General features: G+C 69.1%; 14 protein-coding genes. 6 read left to right on the top strand and 8 right to left on the bottom strand.

Translation table 11 applies throughout. The features are described from left to right. Positions 1 to 109 precede the first annotated feature (109 nt). From ACYVD0_RS16315 to ACYVD0_RS16335, 5 genes are all read right to left on the bottom strand, one after another. On the bottom strand, positions 110 to 3,529 hold the full coding sequence (locus ACYVD0_RS16315) for an AAA family ATPase (RefSeq protein WP_460427785.1): 3,420 nt from the start codon (positions 3,527 to 3,529) through the stop codon (positions 110 to 112). Beyond that, positions 3,526 to 4,746, bottom strand: a complete 1,221-nt coding sequence (gene sbcD, locus ACYVD0_RS16320; RefSeq protein ID WP_460427786.1) for an exonuclease SbcCD subunit D — start codon at positions 4,744 to 4,746, stop codon at positions 3,526 to 3,528. Before sbcD ends, ACYVD0_RS16315 begins: the two co-directional genes overlap by 4 nt. A 105-nt stretch (positions 4,747 to 4,851) precedes the next feature. After that, the gene (locus tag ACYVD0_RS16325) at positions 4,852 to 5,373 is read right to left on the bottom strand and encodes a cytochrome b (RefSeq protein WP_460427787.1); all 522 of its coding nucleotides are present in this window, start codon (positions 5,371 to 5,373) and stop codon (positions 4,852 to 4,854) included. Between the two features lie 57 nt (positions 5,374 to 5,430). After that, entirely contained in the window at positions 5,431 to 6,225 is a 795-nt protein-coding gene (locus ACYVD0_RS16330) for an SDR family NAD(P)-dependent oxidoreductase (RefSeq protein ID WP_460427788.1), read from the bottom strand. Between the two features lie 27 nt (positions 6,226 to 6,252). Beyond that, the gene (locus ACYVD0_RS16335; RefSeq protein WP_460427789.1) at positions 6,253 to 7,068 is read right to left on the bottom strand and encodes a DODA-type extradiol aromatic ring-opening family dioxygenase; all 816 of its coding nucleotides are present in this window, start codon (positions 7,066 to 7,068) and stop codon (positions 6,253 to 6,255) included. 106 nt (positions 7,069 to 7,174) lie between these two features. Here ACYVD0_RS16335 and ACYVD0_RS16340 point away from each other — a divergent pair, with 106 nt between their 5' ends. The 4 genes from ACYVD0_RS16340 (at position 7,175) to yejK (ending at position 12,091) form a co-directional block, all read left to right on the top strand. Further along, a complete protein-coding gene (locus tag ACYVD0_RS16340) occupies positions 7,175 to 8,086 on the top strand; it encodes a substrate binding domain-containing protein (protein ID WP_460427790.1) in 912 nt (303 codons plus the stop codon). Positions 8,087 to 8,173: 87 nt separating this feature from the next. Continuing rightward, on the top strand, positions 8,174 to 9,511 hold the full coding sequence (locus ACYVD0_RS16345) for a TAXI family TRAP transporter solute-binding subunit (RefSeq protein ID WP_460427791.1): 1,338 nt from the start codon (positions 8,174 to 8,176) through the stop codon (positions 9,509 to 9,511). 117 nt (positions 9,512 to 9,628) lie between these two features. Continuing rightward, positions 9,629 to 10,330 carry an HAD family hydrolase gene (locus ACYVD0_RS16350; RefSeq protein WP_460427792.1) on the top strand — a complete coding sequence of 234 codons (702 nt, stop codon included), beginning with the start codon at positions 9,629 to 9,631 and terminating at the stop codon, positions 10,328 to 10,330. 747 nt (positions 10,331 to 11,077) lie between these two features. After that, complete coding sequence (gene yejK / locus ACYVD0_RS16355) at positions 11,078 to 12,091, top strand: nucleoid-associated protein YejK (protein WP_460427793.1); 1,014 nt, start codon at positions 11,078 to 11,080, stop codon at positions 12,089 to 12,091. A gap of 58 nt (positions 12,092 to 12,149) precedes the next feature. On the opposite strand, the gene ACYVD0_RS16360 is transcribed toward yejK, so the two are convergent. The 3 genes from ACYVD0_RS16360 to ACYVD0_RS16370 are packed head-to-tail and all read right to left on the bottom strand — an operon-like array spanning position 12,150 to position 14,088. Beyond that, positions 12,150 to 13,085: a glutathione S-transferase family protein gene (locus tag ACYVD0_RS16360; RefSeq protein WP_460427794.1), complete on the bottom strand. Its 936-nt coding sequence runs from the start codon at positions 13,083 to 13,085 to the stop codon at positions 12,150 to 12,152. Between the two features lie 29 nt (positions 13,086 to 13,114). Then, positions 13,115 to 13,393 carry a GIY-YIG nuclease family protein gene (locus tag ACYVD0_RS16365; RefSeq protein WP_460427795.1) on the bottom strand — a complete coding sequence of 93 codons (279 nt, stop codon included), beginning with the start codon at positions 13,391 to 13,393 and terminating at the stop codon, positions 13,115 to 13,117. After that, positions 13,390 to 14,088 (bottom strand): glutathione S-transferase family protein, encoded by a 699-nt coding sequence (locus tag ACYVD0_RS16370; protein ID WP_460427796.1) that lies wholly within the window; start codon positions 14,086 to 14,088, stop codon positions 13,390 to 13,392. The genes ACYVD0_RS16365 and ACYVD0_RS16370 overlap by 4 nt, the downstream gene beginning before the upstream one ends. A gap of 137 nt (positions 14,089 to 14,225) precedes the next feature. Between ACYVD0_RS16370 and ACYVD0_RS16375 the strand changes: the two genes are divergently transcribed. Further along, positions 14,226 to 14,885, top strand: a complete 660-nt coding sequence (locus ACYVD0_RS16375; protein WP_460427797.1) for an alpha/beta hydrolase — start codon at positions 14,226 to 14,228, stop codon at positions 14,883 to 14,885. A gap of 28 nt (positions 14,886 to 14,913) precedes the next feature. Further along, a complete protein-coding gene (locus tag ACYVD0_RS16380; protein ID WP_460427798.1) occupies positions 14,914 to 16,080 on the top strand; it encodes a dipeptidase in 1,167 nt (388 codons plus the stop codon). Positions 16,081 to 16,086: the final 6 nt, after the last annotated feature.

The raw sequence follows: 16,086 nt of genomic DNA on the forward strand, positions 1-16,086 counted from the left end.
CGACAGGCCAGCAATGCCCGCTGCTGGTGCGATGAACCGGCCGGCCCTGCGAATTCGCGGTGCCGGGCCGGCTCCAGACATATTTCACGCCATCTCTGCAGAACCTGACTCAAGGCACGGCGAAGCGCCGCTCCAGGGTGCTGTAGCCCATGCCCCCCCCCTTGCTCACCCTGAGCTGCACCGGAATGCGCTCCTTCAGCGCCTCCACATGGCTGATCACGCCAATGGTCTTGCCGCTGGCGTTGAGGCTGTCCAGGGCATCCAGGGCAACCTCCAGGGTTTCCCCGTCGAGGGTGCCGAAGCCCTCGTCGAGGAACAGCGAGTCGATGCTGGTCTTGTGGCTGACCAGATCGGACAGCGCCAGGGCCAGCGCCAGGCTGACCAGGAAGCTCTCGCCGCCGGACAGGGTGCGGGTGTCGCGAGCCGCGTCGCCCTGCCAGGTGTCGACGACTTCCAGCTCCAGCTCGCCGTCGACCCGCCGCGCCAGCTGGTAACGGCCGTGCAGGCGGGCAAGCTGGCGATTGGCCAGCCAGATCAGATGGTCGAGGGTCAGACCCTGGGCGAACTTGCAGTACTTGGCGCCATCGGCCGACCCGATCAGCCCGTTGAGGTGCTGCCAGAGGTCGTACTCGCCCTGGCGCGCCGCGATCTCGACAAACAATGCCTGCTGGCTCTGCCGGCGTTCGTCGTCGGCGCGCAGCCGGGTAGCCACTTCGGCCTGGCGCTGGTGCAGTGCCTTGAGCTGTTCGCCCAGGACCTGCAGCTGCTCTTCCAGTTCGGTGGCGGACTGCCCGGTGGCCGAGTCGGCACGCAGCCCGGCCAGGGCCTGCTCGGCGGCAGCGAGCAGCGCCAGCGCCTCGGTCTGCGCCCGCTCCAGGCGGGCCTTCAGTGCCTGCAGCGCGCCACGCTCGGCCTCGTCGAGCCGCGCGGCAATAAAGGCCGCCTCGTCGATGAAGGGACTCTGTGCCAGCTGCGCCTGCCAGTCGCCGGTGCGGGCCTCGAGCTGCCTGCGTTGTCCCTGCAGCGCCTCGTCCAGCGACTGCAGCCGGCCGCCCAGCCCGTCGGCCAGCCGCCGGGCGGCCTCCAGACCGGCTTCCGCCCTGTCCAGTGCCGCCTGAGGATCGTCGACCACCAGCACCGGCCGTCCGACCTCGCCCAGCTCCTGCCAGCGCTGCTGCCAGAGCGCGGTCTGCTCCTCTGCGGCCTCGACCGCGCCGCACTGGACCGACAGCTCACACTCCAGCTGTCGCAGACGCTCCTGGTCCTCCTGCCAGGCCCGCCACTCGGCCTCGCGCGCGGCGAGCCAGGCAGCATCGTCGGCCGGCAGAGCATGCCCGAAGAGCGCCAGCTCCCCGGCCAGGAGCGTCCCGCCCTGCTGCAGCAGCGCCTCGCGCTGGCGCAGCTGGTCGGCCAGACTCTGCAGCCCGGTTTCGCCGCCCTGCCGACGCTCCTGCAGGAGGGCCAACTCGCGCTCCCCGTCGGCGCACTGCTGCTCCAGCGCCAGGCGCTGGTTGCGGGCACCTTCCAGCGCGGTCTTCAGGCCGTCCAGCTGCTGCAGGCGCTGCTCGCTGGCGGCCAGGCGCTCGTCCAGCTGCTGCTGCCGGCCAGCCAGCGCCTGCGGACCGGCCAGGGGTTCGTCCAGGTCGCCGACGAGGCGTTGCCAACGTTGCATCAGCTGCTCGCGCTCGGCCCGGCCCTGCTCCAGGCGCTGCTGCACCTGCTTCAGCTCGGCGTCGAGGGCGGCGAGTTCGGCGCTCAGGCGCTCGCCCTCCGCGCGCACGGTATCTTGCTCGGCCTGTTTCTCCTGCAGGGCCTGCTGCGTGGCGGAGACATCCAGCGCCTGATAGGCGGCGATCGCCGGATGCTCGCGGGAGCCGCACAGCGGGCAAGCCTCGTCGGGCTGCAGCCGGGTGCGATAGGCCTCGAGCGCCTGGATGCGCGTCTCCTGCTCGAGCAACTTCTGCTTGTCGGCGATCTGCTGCTTGAACTCGAGAAAGCGCTGGCGCAGCCTGTCGCGCTGCTCGGCCCTTTCCGCCTGGCGCATCAGCCGCTCGGCGCGCGCCTGATCGGCGGCGACCAGCCGAGCGTCGAGCCTGTCGAGGTCCAGAGCGATCTGCTCCAGCTGGCCGAGCAGGTTGCGCTGGCCGAGCAGCCGCTGCCAGTACTGGCGCAGCTCCCCTTCTCCCTGGCCATCGAGCAGGGCGCCCAGCCGGTGGCGGCAGTCGCCCTCGGCGCTGCGGGCTACCGCCAGCTGGCTGCGCGTCGCGTCGAGCTGGCGAGTCTGACTGTCCAGCCGGCCGGCCAGCCCGACCAGTGCAGCCTGCTCGGCCTGCCGCCGGCCGGCGAGTTCGGCGATTTCCGTGCGCCACTGGCGCAGGTTGGCGAACTGTCCGCGCCAGGCGCCGAGGCATTCGCCCAGCTCGGCATGCCGTGGCTGCGCGGCCAGCCGCTCCTGCAGCTCCCGCACCTGCCGCCGCAGGGCGGACTCCTTCGCCCGGGCGGCCTCGGCGATCTGCCGGCTGGCCTGACTAGCCTGCCACAGCCGCAAGCTGACCTCCGCCAAGACCTGCTGGTGCTCTGCGAGGATCTGCTCGCGGCTGCGCTCGCCCTGCAGTAGCTGCTGCCGGGCCTGCTGCCAGGCCTGATGGGTCGGCTGCAGGCGCAGCGCCGGCTCGCTGGCGGCCAGCCGCGCCAGTTGCGGCGCGGCCTTCTGCAGGGCCTGCTCGGCCGCTTGGCAGGCCTGGCTGGCCTGCGCATGACGCCCTTCGGCCTGGGCCAGCCGGTCCAGCCACTGGCGCTGAGCCTGCAATTCGTCCTGGCGCCCCCGCAGCGGCGCCTCCTGGGCGGCCAGGGCGGCGGCCTCGGCGGCCAGCTCGCCGTGTTGCGCCTCGCCGAGCAGCTCGACGCCGCCGGCCCGGGCCTTCAGCAGCTCGAGCGCCTCGCCCGCCTGCTTGGCGTGGGCATAGACCCGCTGGGAAATCCGCCCGTAGATCTCGGTGCCGGTGAGCTGCTCGAGCAATTCGGCGCGGCTTCGGGCGTCGGCTTCGAGAAAGGCGGCGAAACCGCCCTGGGCCAGCAGCATGGAGCGGGTGAAGCGCTCGAAGTCCAGGCCGGTGAGTGTCTCGATCTGGCGGAGCTTGTCGCCGACCTTGTCGGTGAGGATGGTCCCGTCCGCCGCGGCCAGCTCCACCCTGGGTGCTTGCAGCGCGCCGTCGACCCTGTCGCGGGCACGGCGCTGGCTCCAGAAGGCCCGGTAGCCCAGGCCCCTGACCTCGAACTCCACCTCGGCCAGGCATTCGGCGGTGTGCCGGGTCATCAGCTCGTTGGACTCCTTGGACAAGCGGTCCATGCGCGGTGTGCGGTGGTAGAGGGCCAGGCAGATGGCGTCCAGCAGGGTGGTCTTGCCGGCGCCGGTCGGCCCGGTGATGGCGAACAGGCCGTTATCCTTGAACGGTGCCTCGCGGAAATCGATCTTCCACTCGCCCTTCAGCGAGTTGAGGTTCTTCAGGCGCAGGCTGAGGATCTTCATGCCTGGCCCTCGCACAGCTCGTCGAGCACCTGGCGATAGAGTCCGTGCAGAGGCTCGCTCAGCACCTCGTCCAGTTCCGCGCCGGCCAGGCGCCGGGCGAACACCTCCTCGGGGCTCAGCTCGTCGAGGGTTTCCCGGGCCTCACGCTGCAGGCCGGCGGCGGTACCGGCGCGCTCACGGCGGATGCGCAGCACCTCCACCGGCAGGCCCGCGCAGAGTGCGGCGACGCGCGCCGGCAGGTCAGGCAGATGCTCGTCGGCGGCGACCTGCACCTCCAGCCATACCGGCCGCTCGGCGCTGCCCTGCCCGGCTGCCGTGGCGATGGCGCCGGCCAGCTCATCAAGAGAGCCGTGCACCGTCAGCAGCGGCTGGAAACAGGGCACCGGCAGCGGCGTCACCGCCGCGAGGACACCCTCGTTCAGTTCCACCAGCAGCACCTCCTTCTGCTGGCGCGCCTCGTCGAAGGACAGCGGGATCGGCGAGCCGCTGTAGCGGATGTGCTCCAGCCCGCCGACCTTCTGCGGGCGGTGGATGTGGCCGAGGGCGATGTAGGCCGCTGGCGGGAAGGCTGCGGTGGGGAAGGCCTCCAGGCTGCCGACGTAGATTTCCCGCACCGACTCGCTGGCGCTGGCGCCGACCGTGGTCAGATGGCCTGTGGCGAGGATCGGCAGTGCGCTGCCCAGTACGTCGCGGCGCGCCTCGGCGAGGGCGAACAGCGCCTGGTAGTGCGCGTGGATCGCCTCCTGCAGCGCCTGCAGCTTGTCCTCGGCGCTCTGCCCGGCCTCGCTGCGCAGCACGTCGCGGGGGCGGACGAAGGGGATGGCGCAGAGCAGCGCCCCCGGCGTACCGTCACGCCGCGGCAGCACCAGGAGCTGCTCGGCAAGGTCCGCTGCCACCCCCGGAACCACCCAGGTGTCCAGGCAGGCCAGAAGGCCGCGCGATTCGCCGAGCATGGCCACCGAATCGTGGTTGCCGCCGAGCACCACCAACCGGGCACCGGTCTCGCGCAGCGCGACGATGAAGCGGTTGTACTGCTCGCGAGCGTAGCTGGGCGGCGCGCCGCTGTCGAACACGTCGCCGGCGACGATCAGCGCGTCCACCGCGTGCTCGCGCACCTGCTCGATCAGCCAGGCGCAGAAGGCCTGGTGCTCGGCCTGGCGGGTCTTGCCCATGAAATGCTGGCCGAGATGCCAGTCGGAAGTGTGTAGCAGGCGCATGGCGGTCCGTCGTCCGGAAAGGAAAGCGGCGAACCATGGCACTTCCGCGACCGGGCTGGCAAGCGCGGAGAGGGCAGCACTGGCAGGGCCGCCCTCCGCTTCGGCTCAGCCGGCCATGCGCCGCAGGGTGTCGTCGTCCTTGACGAAATGATGGAACAGTGCGGCGGCGACATGCCCGAGAATCAGCACCAGAAACAGCCAGGCGATGGGCGAATGCAGGCTACCCAAGGCAGCGAGCCAGCCGGTTTCCACGCCACTCCTGGCAACCAGCTGGACGCCGAAGAGTTTGAGTCCGTAGCCCTTGCCGAGCATGTACAGAATGCCGGTAACCGGCATCAGCAGCATGCAGGTGTAGAGCAGGCCATGCCCGGCCTTGACCAGCAGCGGCAAGCTCTCGGGCAGCGGGCGCCGTTGCCGCTGAGCCCCCGCCCAGAGCAGGCGCAGCACCACCAGCGCCAGCAGCAACGCGCCGATGGAGGTATGCCAGGGACCGAAGGTCTCGCCGAGCCAATGCTCACCCTCGCTGACACGATCGCCCAGCTTGAGGAATTGCTGGACGATCAGCAACGCCATCAACCAGTGGAAGAAGCGGGTGATATATCCATAACGCATGGCCGAATCGAGCATGGTCTTTCTCCTGTAGCGTTTGAAAGAGTGATCGGAACGCTCGCCCGCCCCTCGGACTCAGGCGATGCTCTCGACGATTCCGCCCTCCACGCGCAGCGCCGCGCCGGTAGTGGCGCTGGCCTGCGGCGAGGCTGCGTAGACGCAGAGGTTGGCGACCTCCTCCGGGGTGGCGAAGCGGCGCAGCAGGCTCGACGGCCGATGCCGCTGGATGAACAGCTGCTCCATTTCCGCCGGCGTGACGCCCTCCTGCCGGGCCATCTCGCCGATGAAGGCGATGACCCCTTCGGTGCGGGTCGGCCCCGGCAGAATCGAGTTGACGGTCACCCCGCTGCCGGCCAGCACCTTGGCCAGCCCGCGCGATACCCCCTGCAGCGCCGTCTTGCTGACGCCGTAGTGGACCATCTCGCAGGGGATGTTCAGCGCCGACTCGCTGGAGATGAACTGGATGCGCCCCCAGCTCCGTGCCTGCATGCCCTTGGCGTAATGGCGCGACAGGCGTATGCCGCTGAGCACGTTGACCTGGAGGATTTCCTCCCACTCCTCGTCGCCGATCTCGAAGAACTCCTTGGCGCCGTAGATGCCAAGGTTGTTGACCAGGATGTCCGCCTCCGGCTCGGCGGCGATCAGTGCCCGGCAGCCGGCGGCCGTGCCCAGGTCGGTGGCCACCCCGCGGGCCGACGCACCGCCTTTCGTCCCGCGCAGCAGCGCCAGCGCCGCATCGACCCGGCTCTGCTCACGGCCGTTGATGACGACGGTGGCCCCGGCATTGGCCAGCCCCTGGGCGATGGCAAGGCCGATACCGCCGGTAGAGCCGGTGACGATGGCGGTCTTGCCGGACAGGTCGATGATCATGGGGCAATCTCCTTGTGTGTGCTGTGATTAGTCGAAACGGAAGGCGGACAGGGCGGTTTCCAGCACCCGGCCGGAAAACACCCGCTGCCCGCGCCCCTCGGCTGCCGCACCAGCGGCCACCAGGAGCGGCAGCAGATGCTCCTCGGCGCGCGGCGGATGGCAGAGCCGCGCCGCCGGCGCCGCGTCCCAACGCGCCAGACGCGCCTCGCGCTGCGCGGGCTCGGCCTCCACAGTGGCGGTCAGCCACTGGTCGAACTCGTCGGAAACCGGCCCGAAACGCGGATCGCCGTAGCCGTGCATGTTGTGGAAGCTCATGCCGCTGCCGACGATCAGCACGCCCTCGCCGCGCAGCCTCGCCAGCGCGTGGCCGGCATCCAAATGCGCCTGCGGGTCTAGGTCCCGGCGCAGCGACAGCTGCACCACGGGGATGTCGGCAGCGGGAAACATCAGCTTCAGCGGAATGAACATGCCGTGGTCGAAGCCGCGCCCCCCATCCTGCCGGGCGACGAGGCCTGCCGCGCCGATCAGTCCGATGATCTGCGCAGCCAGCGCCGGCGCACCAGGAGCGGGATAACGCAGCTCGTAGGTGTGTGGTGGAAAGCCGTAGTAGTCGTAGATCAGCCCGGGCTGGGTGGCGCTAGTGACGGTGAACTCCGGCTCCAGCCAGTGTGCCGAGACCATTAGAATGGCCCGCGGCGGCTGCGGCAGGCTGCCCGCCACGCCCTTGAGAAAGGCGGCCATGGCGTTCCAGGCATCCGGCGGACTCCAGTCCATGAAGAAGCAGGGACCGGCCCCGTGGGGCACGAACAGGGTCGGCAGCAGGGCATTTTCGCGGGCGGACATGGGAACGCTCCTCGGCGGCGGATGGCAAACGAGTATGGACCTGCGCCTGCGAACGGATAATCTGCCAACTCGCAGCAGCAGCTCTCACCATAAGTAGGAAATGACCATGCTCGACCGCGTCACCGGCATGCGCGTCTTCGTCCGCGCCGCCAGCGCCGGCAGCCTATCCGCCGCAGCTCGCCAGCTGGAGATGTCGCCAGCCATGGCGACCAAGCACGTGGACGCCCTGGAGCGGCGCCTCGGCCTCAAGCTGTTCCAGCGCAGCACCCGCCGCCTGACACTCACCGAAGCCGGCAGCCAGTACCTGGAGGCCTGCCAACGCATCCTCGCGGAACTCGACGAGGCCGAGGCGACGTTGGTCTCGCAGCGCGTCGAGGCCAGCGGTCTGCTGCGGATGAACGTGCCGCTGAGCTTCGGCAACCGCTTCATCGCCCCGCTGCTGCCAGCCTTCGCCCGCCGCCATCCGGCGGTGCGGGTCGAGCTGGGCCTGACCGACAACCAGGTCGACCTCATCGAAGGCCGCTGGGACCTGGCCGTGCGCATTGGCCGGCTCGCCGACAGCCCGCTGCAGGCGCGCCGGCTCGGCGACTGCCCGATGCTGGTCTGCGCCGCGCCGGCCTACCTTGACCAGCGCGGCGTGCCGCGGCGGGTCGCCGAGCTGAGCCAGCACAACTGCCTGGGCTACACCCTGTCGTCCTGGGGCGGCAGCCGGGAATGGGCCTTCGGTCGCGACGGTGGTGTGCGCATGGCGGTTTCCGGCGATCTGACGGCGAACAATGGCGATGCCCTGCTGGCTGCCGCGATCGGCGGCCAGGGACTGATCTACCAGCCGCTGTTCATCGTCGCCGACGCCCTGCAGCGTGGCGAACTGCTGACCCTGGAGCTCGACCACCCGGCTCATCCCCTGGGCGGTATCCACGCCCTCTACCCACCCGACCGCCGCCCGCCGGCCAAGGTCCGGGTAATGCTCGACTACCTGGTCGAGTCCTTCGCCGCCCGCCCGCCGTGGGCGCGCTGAACGGGCAGCACACCGGCGCTCGCCCGGCTGCTTGGCTATGGTGATTGGGCGGGGACGCCGCGTCCCCCGTAGCCACGGTAGCTGCCCATGACCCGCGCCCACGATCTGAAGATCTACCTCAAGGCCCACCTCTGGCTGATTCCGGTACTGGCGCTGATCGGCGGCCTGTTCTTCTGGACCCTCGACCCGGCCCCGCCGACCCGCCTGAGCCTGGCCACCGGCTCCGAGGGCGGCGGCTACCATGCCTTCGGCCAGCGCCTGAAGGCCCGCCTGGCCGAGGAAGGCATCGAGCTGGAGCTGATCACTACGGCCGGCTCGCCGGACAACCTCGAGCGCCTGCTCGCCGAGGACAGCCCGGTGCAGATCGCTCTGGTGCAGAGCGGCACCGAACTGCAGCTGGCACCCGAGGAACGCCAGCGTCTACGCGGACTCGGCGCGCTCTACCAAGAGCCGCTGTGGCTGTTCCAGCGCCGCGACCTCGATATCCGGGAGCTGGCCGAGCTGCGCGGCAGGCGGGTCGGCATCGGCCAGGACGGCAGCGGCACCCAGGCGGTGGTCGCCAGCCTCTTCGCCGCCAACGGCATCGAGCGGGAGCCGGGCTGGCTGGCGCTGACCAGCCGGCAGGCGAGCGCCGCCCTGAACGACGGCAGCCTGGAGGCGGCCTTCTTCATCGGCCCGCCGGAAAATCCCCTGATCCAGGAACTAGCGCGCAATCCTGGCCTGCGGCTGGCCGACCTGCGGCGCGCTGCGGCCTACCAGGCGCACTTTCCCTTCCTCAAGGCGCTGTCCCTGCCGGAGGGGCTGCTCGACCTGGTCCGCAACAGCCCCGACCGGCCGCTCACCACCCTGTCGCCGGTGGCTACCCTGGTCGCCAACCGCAGCCTGCATCCGGCACTGACGCCGCTGTTGCTGGAAAGCTCGCGCCGGATACTGCAGCCGGGCAGCCTGATCGACCCGCCGGGCAGCTTCCCCCGAGCAGAGCCCGGCGGCTTCGCCCTGACCAAGGAGGCCGACAGCTACCATCGCAACGGCCTGCCCTACCTGCAGCGCTTCCTGCCGTTTCGCATCGCCTCGGTGGTCGACCGCTACATCGTGCTGCTGATCCCCCTCCTCGCCATCCTGCTGCCGCTCGGCAAGCTGGTCTCGCCGCTCTACGAATGGCGCATGCGCGCGCGGACCTACAAGTGGTACCGCCATCTGCACGAGATCGACGCGCGAATCCACGATGGCAGCATCAGCGGTCATGAGAAGGAGGAAATCGCCCAGCTCAGGGAAATGGAAAAGGCGCTGGGCCGGGTCGAGCTACCGCTATCCTACTCCCACGAGCTGTACACCCTGCACCTGCATGTGCGCTACATGATCGAGCGGCTGCGCGGGCTCGCCAAGGAAAACGAGGCGCTCCAGCAAGAGCAGCGTCAGTCGTAGGCGGGAGGGCCCCTCGCCGCCCTGCTGTCTGCGGAGCCTTGCGCAATGCCCCCCTGGCCGAGTTATATGCATGGACCATTTATAACCTTGCAAAAACAAGCAAAGAGGCCTGCGTATATGACCCGAACCAGCCACATCGACCTGTTGATCTGCGATTGCGACGGTGTACTGATCGACAGCGAAATCATCACCGGCCGAGTGATTCGCGAGGCGCTTGCCGCACTGGTGCCGGAGCATGAGCTGGACATGCAACTCGCCGGCACCTTCGGCCTGCTGAGCCGCGACATCATCGCCCGGGCCGCCGCGCATTTCGGCCTCGACTTGCCGGAGGACTTCCATCCCAACGTGCGCCATCGCGCCGAGGCGATCATCCGCGCCGAAGTGCAGACCATTCCCAGCGTGCGCGAGGCACTCTGCGCGATCGACCTGCCCCTGGCGATCGCCTCCAACAGCCAGCACGAGGCAGTGCTACATGCACTGCGGCGTACCGGACTGACCGAGCGGGTCGACGTGGGCGTCTTCAGCGCCGACCTCGTCAAGCGTCCCAAGCCGGCGCCGGACGTCTACCTGCTGGCGGCCAGTACCGCCGGCGTGACGCCGCAGCGGTGCCTGGTCGTCGAAGACAGCGCTACCGGAGCGACTGCAGCCCTGACCGCCGGCATGCAGGTGATCGGCTTCCTCGGCGCTAGCCACATCCCCCCCGAGCAGGGCGAGATCCTGCGCGAACTGGGCGTCGAACACCTGCTGCATGACATGCGCGAATTACCGGCGCTGGTGGAAAGATTGCGCTACCTCAACTCCATCGAAACATCCGCTTGAACCTGTGCCCATTGCCCCTCCATCAGCCAGGACAATAGCAGAAGGGGCAGATGCAGCCATTCACGCCCTCTCCCGCGTGCGGGAGAGGGCTGGGGAGAGGGAAAACAGGCCATTGTTGCTCATTTGCCCTCTCCCCCGCCCCCTCGGCTTTGGCCTCCTGCGTCGCCCTACCTCCTGCATCCATGCAGTCGTCTCCCATGAATGGGAGAGGGAAGAAAGTGGTTCATGCGCTTGCCTTGCTTCATCAGCCGAGCCCACTGCGATCGCCTGCTACAGTTACAGATAATCACGCAATGGAGAGCAACCGATGTTCACAATCAGCACCACACTTTTCCTTGCACTATTGGGCTGTGCCCTGGTTGGCCGGAGGCTGTACCTGAATCGATGGATGCGGGCGAGGGTGCCGCATGAATTTGACGGCCCACAGAACGATCTGTGGGACCGGCAGGAGATCGCTGCGCAAGAACAGGCCTGGCAGCGCTTGCAAAGGCTGGAGCAGGGCGGGTTGGCAAGCCGGAAGAGAAGAAGATAGAAGGCGAAGACCCTGCAGAATGGCGGGCTTTCGCACTGCTTGAAGCGCGGCCCGCTCGAATGCGCACTGATAGGGCGCGGGCCGGGCCATGCGTCTGAACCATCCCCAGCCAATCCCTCGACAGACGCCCATGCCGCTTTTGCTTGGGCATCGCCCCGCACCCACGCAGCGCCTCGGGTAAACTTCCGCACTCCTTTTCCTCGCCCGAGACCGCCGTGCCGATACGCCACTGCATCGTTCACCTGATCGACAAGAAACCCGACGGCAGCCCCGCCGTGCTGCATACCCGCGATTCGGCGCTGGCCGAGTCGCAGGCCCTGGAGAACCTGCTCGCTGACCTCAACGACAGCTACAACGCCAAGCAGGGCAAGGCCTGGGGGCTGTTTCAGGAAGAGTCCGGCGCCTATCCCTTCAGCGGCTGGCTGAACGGCTACCTGGACGGTGCCCGGGATTTCGCCGCCTTCACCCGCGAGGCCGTGGAACACCTGAAGACGCTGATGGAGGAGTCCAACCTCTCCACCGGCGGCCATGTGCTCTTCGCCCACTACCAGCAGGGCATGACCGACTACCTGGCCATCGCCCTGCTCCACCACAGCGAGGGGGTGACTGTCACCAAGACGCTGGACGTGGCTCCGGCCAAGCACCTGGACCTCGCCCAGCTGCATCTGGCGGCGCGTATCAATCTCTCCGAGTGGCGCAACAACAAGCAATCGAAGCAGTACATCTCCTTCATCAAGGGCAAGAACGGCAGGAAGGTCTCGGACTACTTCCGCGACTTCATCGGCTGCCGGGAGGGCGTCGACGCGCCCGGCGAGACGCGCACCCTGCTCAAGGCCTTCAGCGACTTCGTCGAGAGCGAGGAGCTGGCCGAGGAGGAGGCTCGCGAGAAGACCAGCGCGCTAGTCGACTACGCCAGCACCCAGGCCCGCCTCGGCACGCCGATCGCCCTGGAAGAGCTGTCCGGGCTGATCGACGAGGAGCGCCCGCGGGCCTTCTACGAACACATCCGCAACAAGGACTACGGTCTGTCGCCGGAAATCCCTCCGGACAAGCGCACCCTCAGCCAGTTCCGCCGCTTCACCGGGCGCGCCGAAGGCCTGTCGATCAGCTTCGAGGCGCACCTGCTCGGCTCGCGGATCGACTACGACGAGGAGCACGACACCCTGACCATCCGCCAGCTACCGAGTCAACTGAAGGATCAGTTGAAGCGCCGCAAGGATAAGGAATAGCCAATAGCCGGCCGCCGCCGTTCACGGCGGAGGAGCTGAAGCGCGCCTGAACCCGGGCTCAGCGGCCCTCGACGCGAAACCCCTGGCGCGGCAGGTGTACGTGCAGCCACCCGGCACGCGGGTCCTCACGGCGCAGGATCAGCTCCTCGAGCCCGGCATGCAGCAGCTCGCCCTCCACCGGGTCGACACCGTAGTCGATAGCGGCGATAGCCACCCGCTGGCCGATGCGCCAGCTGTTCGCCTCGATGCTGGGCTCGGACGGCAAAGGCGCCGGGGTCGCCGCGCGGGCGATCTCGATGGCCTCGGCGGCGGACAGCTCGCTGAACGAGCCATAGCCGAAGTCCAGCACTCGGTCGAGCCAGGCGGCCACTGCCGGCCTGGCGTCGACCAGCTTGGCGGTGATCGGCATGGCGCGCAGCAACCAGAGCGGATGGGCCACGGCGAAGTCGGCCAGCGAGGGCTCGCCGAACAGGTAATCGCCGTCCGCGCGCGCCAGCTGCTGCTGCAGCCGCGCCATCAGGGTCGGCCACTGCTGACGGGCCTGCTCCAGTGGCAGGCGGTCGAAGATGCCGCCGCTGAGCAGGGCGGCGCGGTCATTGATGAAAGCCTTGAGCGATCCCGGCGGCGACTGGGCGAAGCGCTGGACGACGGCCTCGGGCTGGAAGGCCAGGCTCGCCGCATGCAGGAACAGCGGTCCGTCAGCCCAGGCGGCGAGGCTGGCGACATTGAACTCCTGCCCTTCCGGAAACAGCGCCGGCGATGCCTTCTCCGTCTCCAGGCGGCGGGCGATCAGCGCGCTGTCGCAGTAGATGTCGGCACCGATCTGCAGCACCGGGGTGCGCCGGTAGCCGCCGGTCAGGGCCAGTAGATCCGGCTTGGGCATCACCCGTGGAATGGTCACCGAGCGCCAGGACAGCTGCTTGAAGCCGAGGATCAGACGCACTTTCTCGGCGAACGGCGAACTCGGGTAGTGGTGCAGGACAGCTTCGTGCATCACGGCTTCCTCTGGGAGGTGGATAGGGGCTACAGACACTCAGCGGCGCCAGCGGCCACCAGGGCTTCCTTGGCCGACTTGGCCAGGCGTTTGATCGCCCGCTCGCGGCGCAGGGCGGCGCCCTTGTCGGCGCAGGCCTCCACATAGGCCAATTCGCGGGCCGGGCTGGTATGGAAGAAGCGTGCGCCGCGGCCGCTCTGGTGCATGGCAAAGCGCCGCTGCGGATCGTCGCTGATGCCGCAATAGAGCGCGCCGTTGGCGACTCGTATCAGGTAGACGAACCAGGGTCTGGACAGTTCCGCAGTCATCCCCAGACCCTCGCGCGCAACCGCTCACAGTAAGCCGCGAGCGGCGGGAACTCGCGCGCCAGGCGGTTCAGCGGGGTGTCCAGGCGGCACAGCAGCAGGTTGGCGAGAATGCCGTAGGCTGCCGCATCGGCGCTGCAGGGCTGCTCGCCGCCGAAGAAGGGCGCCTCGCCGAGCAGGTCGGCGAGCGCCTGCAGGTCCTCGCGGGCAAAGACCAGCAGATCCTCGCGGCTGTGCCGCCCCAGGCCCTGGGCCCAGAGCGCGCGGCTCATCTGCCACCTTACCAGCGGCGGCAACAGCAGGCGTAGCAAGGCGGGCAGGTTGCCGAAGAAGCTGGCGCGGATCTGCCGCCAGCCCTCCTCGTCCAGCCAGCGGAAATACATCAGCAGCACGGCCAGATGCTCATCGCACAGCCGTATGATGGCCAGTGCCCGCGCCCGGCCAGCGGCGTCCAGATGATCGTCCAGGGTCAGCGTGTAACGCTCGCCCAGCCGCCGCTGGATGACCGCCGAGTCGGCGATCACCTCGCCGTCCAGCTTGATGAAGGGCAGCTTGCCCTTCGGCGCCTTGCGCGGATCGCGCACGTTGTACACCTGATACTCGAGACCGCTCAGGCGCAGAAAGGTCTCCAGCTTGAGACAGTAGGGACTGATGTTGGGCACGCCGAAGGCGGCGGGAAACTGGTAGAGGGTGATCATGATGGGCGGCCGCTGGGAGTCTCGGGCGAGGGTAGGCGAATATCCGGCGGATCGCTAATCGAGGAAGGCGGCAGGAAGCGGAGAGCCCCGCGGCAAAGTTGTGTAACCTTGCGCCAGACCACAGCCCGGAGCCCACCATGACCGAACCCCTGATCCTCGAACCGCAGGCCGTCGCCGATGCCTGTGTCATCTGGCTGCACGGCCTCGGCGCCGACCGCCATGACTTCGAGCCGGTCGCCCGTTTCCTGCAGCGCCGCCTGGCCAGCGTGCGCTTCGTCCTGCCGCAGGCGCCGAGCCGCCCGGTGACCATCAACGGCGGCTGGAGCATGCCCAGCTGGTACGACATCCTCACCATGAGTCCGAGCTCCCGGGCCATCGACGAGGCGCAGCTGGAGGAATCGGCGCGCCACACTATCGAACTCGTCGAGGCGCAGCGCGAGGCAGGCATCGACCCGGCGCGGATCGTCCTCGCCGGCTTCTCCCAAGGCGGCGCAGTGGTCCTGCACACCGCCTTCCTGCGCTGGCAGGGCCCGCTGGCCGGCGTCCTGGCCCTTTCCACCTATGCGCCGACCTTCACCAGGCTCGAGCTCGACGCCGAGCGGACCCACCTGCCGGTGCTGCACCTGCACGGCAGCCACGACGAGGTGGTGCCGCCGGCCCTCGGCCGTGCCGCCCACGACGCGCTCGCCGCCCGTGGCGTGCCGGTCGAATGGCGGGAGTATCCAATGGGGCACGAGGTGATCGCCGACGAGGTCCACGACATCGGCGCCTGGCTGGCCGAACGCCTGGCGCGCTGATCCCCTCGCCCCGCACGGACGCCACCGCATGCGCAAACTGCCGCTCGTCCTGCTCCTGCTCGCCCTGCTCGGTCTGGGCGGGCTCCTCTTCCTGCCGGCTTTGGCCGACTGGCGCCTGAACGGCGTGGCCAGCCCGCCGCCCTACCCGGTCGGCGCGGCGGCGCGCCAGTTGCACGAGCGCCTGTTCGTCGCCGACCTGCACAACGATGCCCTGCTCTGGAACCGCGACCTGCTCGCGCGCTCGCGCTACGGCCACAGCGACCTGCCGCGCCTGCTCGAAGGGAACGTCGCCCTCACGGTGTTCTCCACCGTGACCAAGAGCCCGCGCGGGCTCAACCCCGAGCGCAATGCCGCCGGCAGCGACGACATCACCCTGCTGGCCATCGCCCAGCGCTGGCCGCCGGCGACCTGGAACAACCTGCTCGAACGCGCCCTGTACCAGGCCAAGCGGCTGCGCGAGGCCGCCGCCGGCAGCGGCGGACGCCTGGTGCCGATCCGCAGCCGGGCCGATCTGCAGACCTTTCTCGCCCACCGCGCGAGCGACCGCGGGCAGGTCGCCGCCGTGCTCGCCGCCGAGGGCCTGCATCCGCTGGAAGGCCGCCTGGAGAACCTTGACCGCCTCTACGACGCGGGCTTTCGCCTCGCCGGAATCACCCACTTTTTCGACAATGAGGTGGGCGGCTCGGCCCACGGCCTGGAAAAGGGCGGCCTCAGCCCCTTCGGTCGCCAGGTGGTCGCGCGCCTGGAGGACAAGCACATGCTGATCGACCTGGCGCACGCCTCGCCCGCCGTGATCGACGAGGTGCTGGCCATGGCCAGGCGTCCCGTGCTGGTCTCCCATACCGGCGTGCAGGGCACCTGCCCGGGCACACGCAACCTGTCCGACGAGCAGCTGCGGCGCATCGCCGCCAACGGCGGGCTGGTCGGCATCGGCTTTTGGGACATCGCCGTCTGCGACACTTCGGTGGCGGCCATCGTCAGGGCGATCCGCTACACCACCGATCTGATCGGCGTCGAGCACGTGGCCCTGGGCTCGGACTTCAACGGCACCGTGCGCACCCCGTTCGATGCCAGCGGTCTGCCGCTGCTGACCGAGGGCCTGCTCGCCGCCGGTTTCGACGAGGCGCAGATCACCGCAATCATGGGCGACAACGTGCGCCGCCTGCTACTCGCCAGCCTGCCGGAGGAGGAATAGCCGACG

It is taken from the genome of Azotobacter armeniacus (assembly GCF_054779355.1).

Bases quoted from the DNA above. Each gene is read 5' to 3' on its own strand.
- ACYVD0_RS16330 (WP_460427788.1), bottom strand. From the start codon at position 6,225: ATGATCATCGACCTGTCCGGCAAGACCGCCATCGTCACCGGCTCTACC.
- ACYVD0_RS16365 (WP_460427795.1), bottom strand. From the start codon at position 13,393: ATGACTGCGGAACTGTCCAGACCCTGGTTCGTCTACCTGATACGAGTC.
- sbcD (WP_460427786.1), bottom strand. From the start codon at position 4,746: ATGCGCCTGCTACACACTTCCGACTGGCATCTCGGCCAGCATTTCATG.
- ACYVD0_RS16340 (WP_460427790.1), top strand. From the start codon at position 7,175: ATGCTCGACCGCGTCACCGGCATGCGCGTCTTCGTCCGCGCCGCCAGC.
- ACYVD0_RS16335 (WP_460427789.1), bottom strand. From the start codon at position 7,068: ATGTCCGCCCGCGAAAATGCCCTGCTGCCGACCCTGTTCGTGCCCCAC.
- ACYVD0_RS16350 (WP_460427792.1), top strand. From the start codon at position 9,629: ATGACCCGAACCAGCCACATCGACCTGTTGATCTGCGATTGCGACGGT.
- ACYVD0_RS16315 (WP_460427785.1), bottom strand. From the start codon at position 3,529: ATGAAGATCCTCAGCCTGCGCCTGAAGAACCTCAACTCGCTGAAGGGC.
- ACYVD0_RS16325 (WP_460427787.1), bottom strand. From the start codon at position 5,373: ATGCTCGATTCGGCCATGCGTTATGGATATATCACCCGCTTCTTCCAC.
- ACYVD0_RS16375 (WP_460427797.1), top strand. From the start codon at position 14,226: ATGACCGAACCCCTGATCCTCGAACCGCAGGCCGTCGCCGATGCCTGT.
- ACYVD0_RS16360 (WP_460427794.1), bottom strand. From the start codon at position 13,085: ATGCACGAAGCTGTCCTGCACCACTACCCGAGTTCGCCGTTCGCCGAG.
- ACYVD0_RS16370 (WP_460427796.1), bottom strand. From the start codon at position 14,088: ATGATCACCCTCTACCAGTTTCCCGCCGCCTTCGGCGTGCCCAACATC.
- ACYVD0_RS16380 (WP_460427798.1), top strand. From the start codon at position 14,914: ATGCGCAAACTGCCGCTCGTCCTGCTCCTGCTCGCCCTGCTCGGTCTG.
- ACYVD0_RS16345 (WP_460427791.1), top strand. From the start codon at position 8,174: ATGACCCGCGCCCACGATCTGAAGATCTACCTCAAGGCCCACCTCTGG.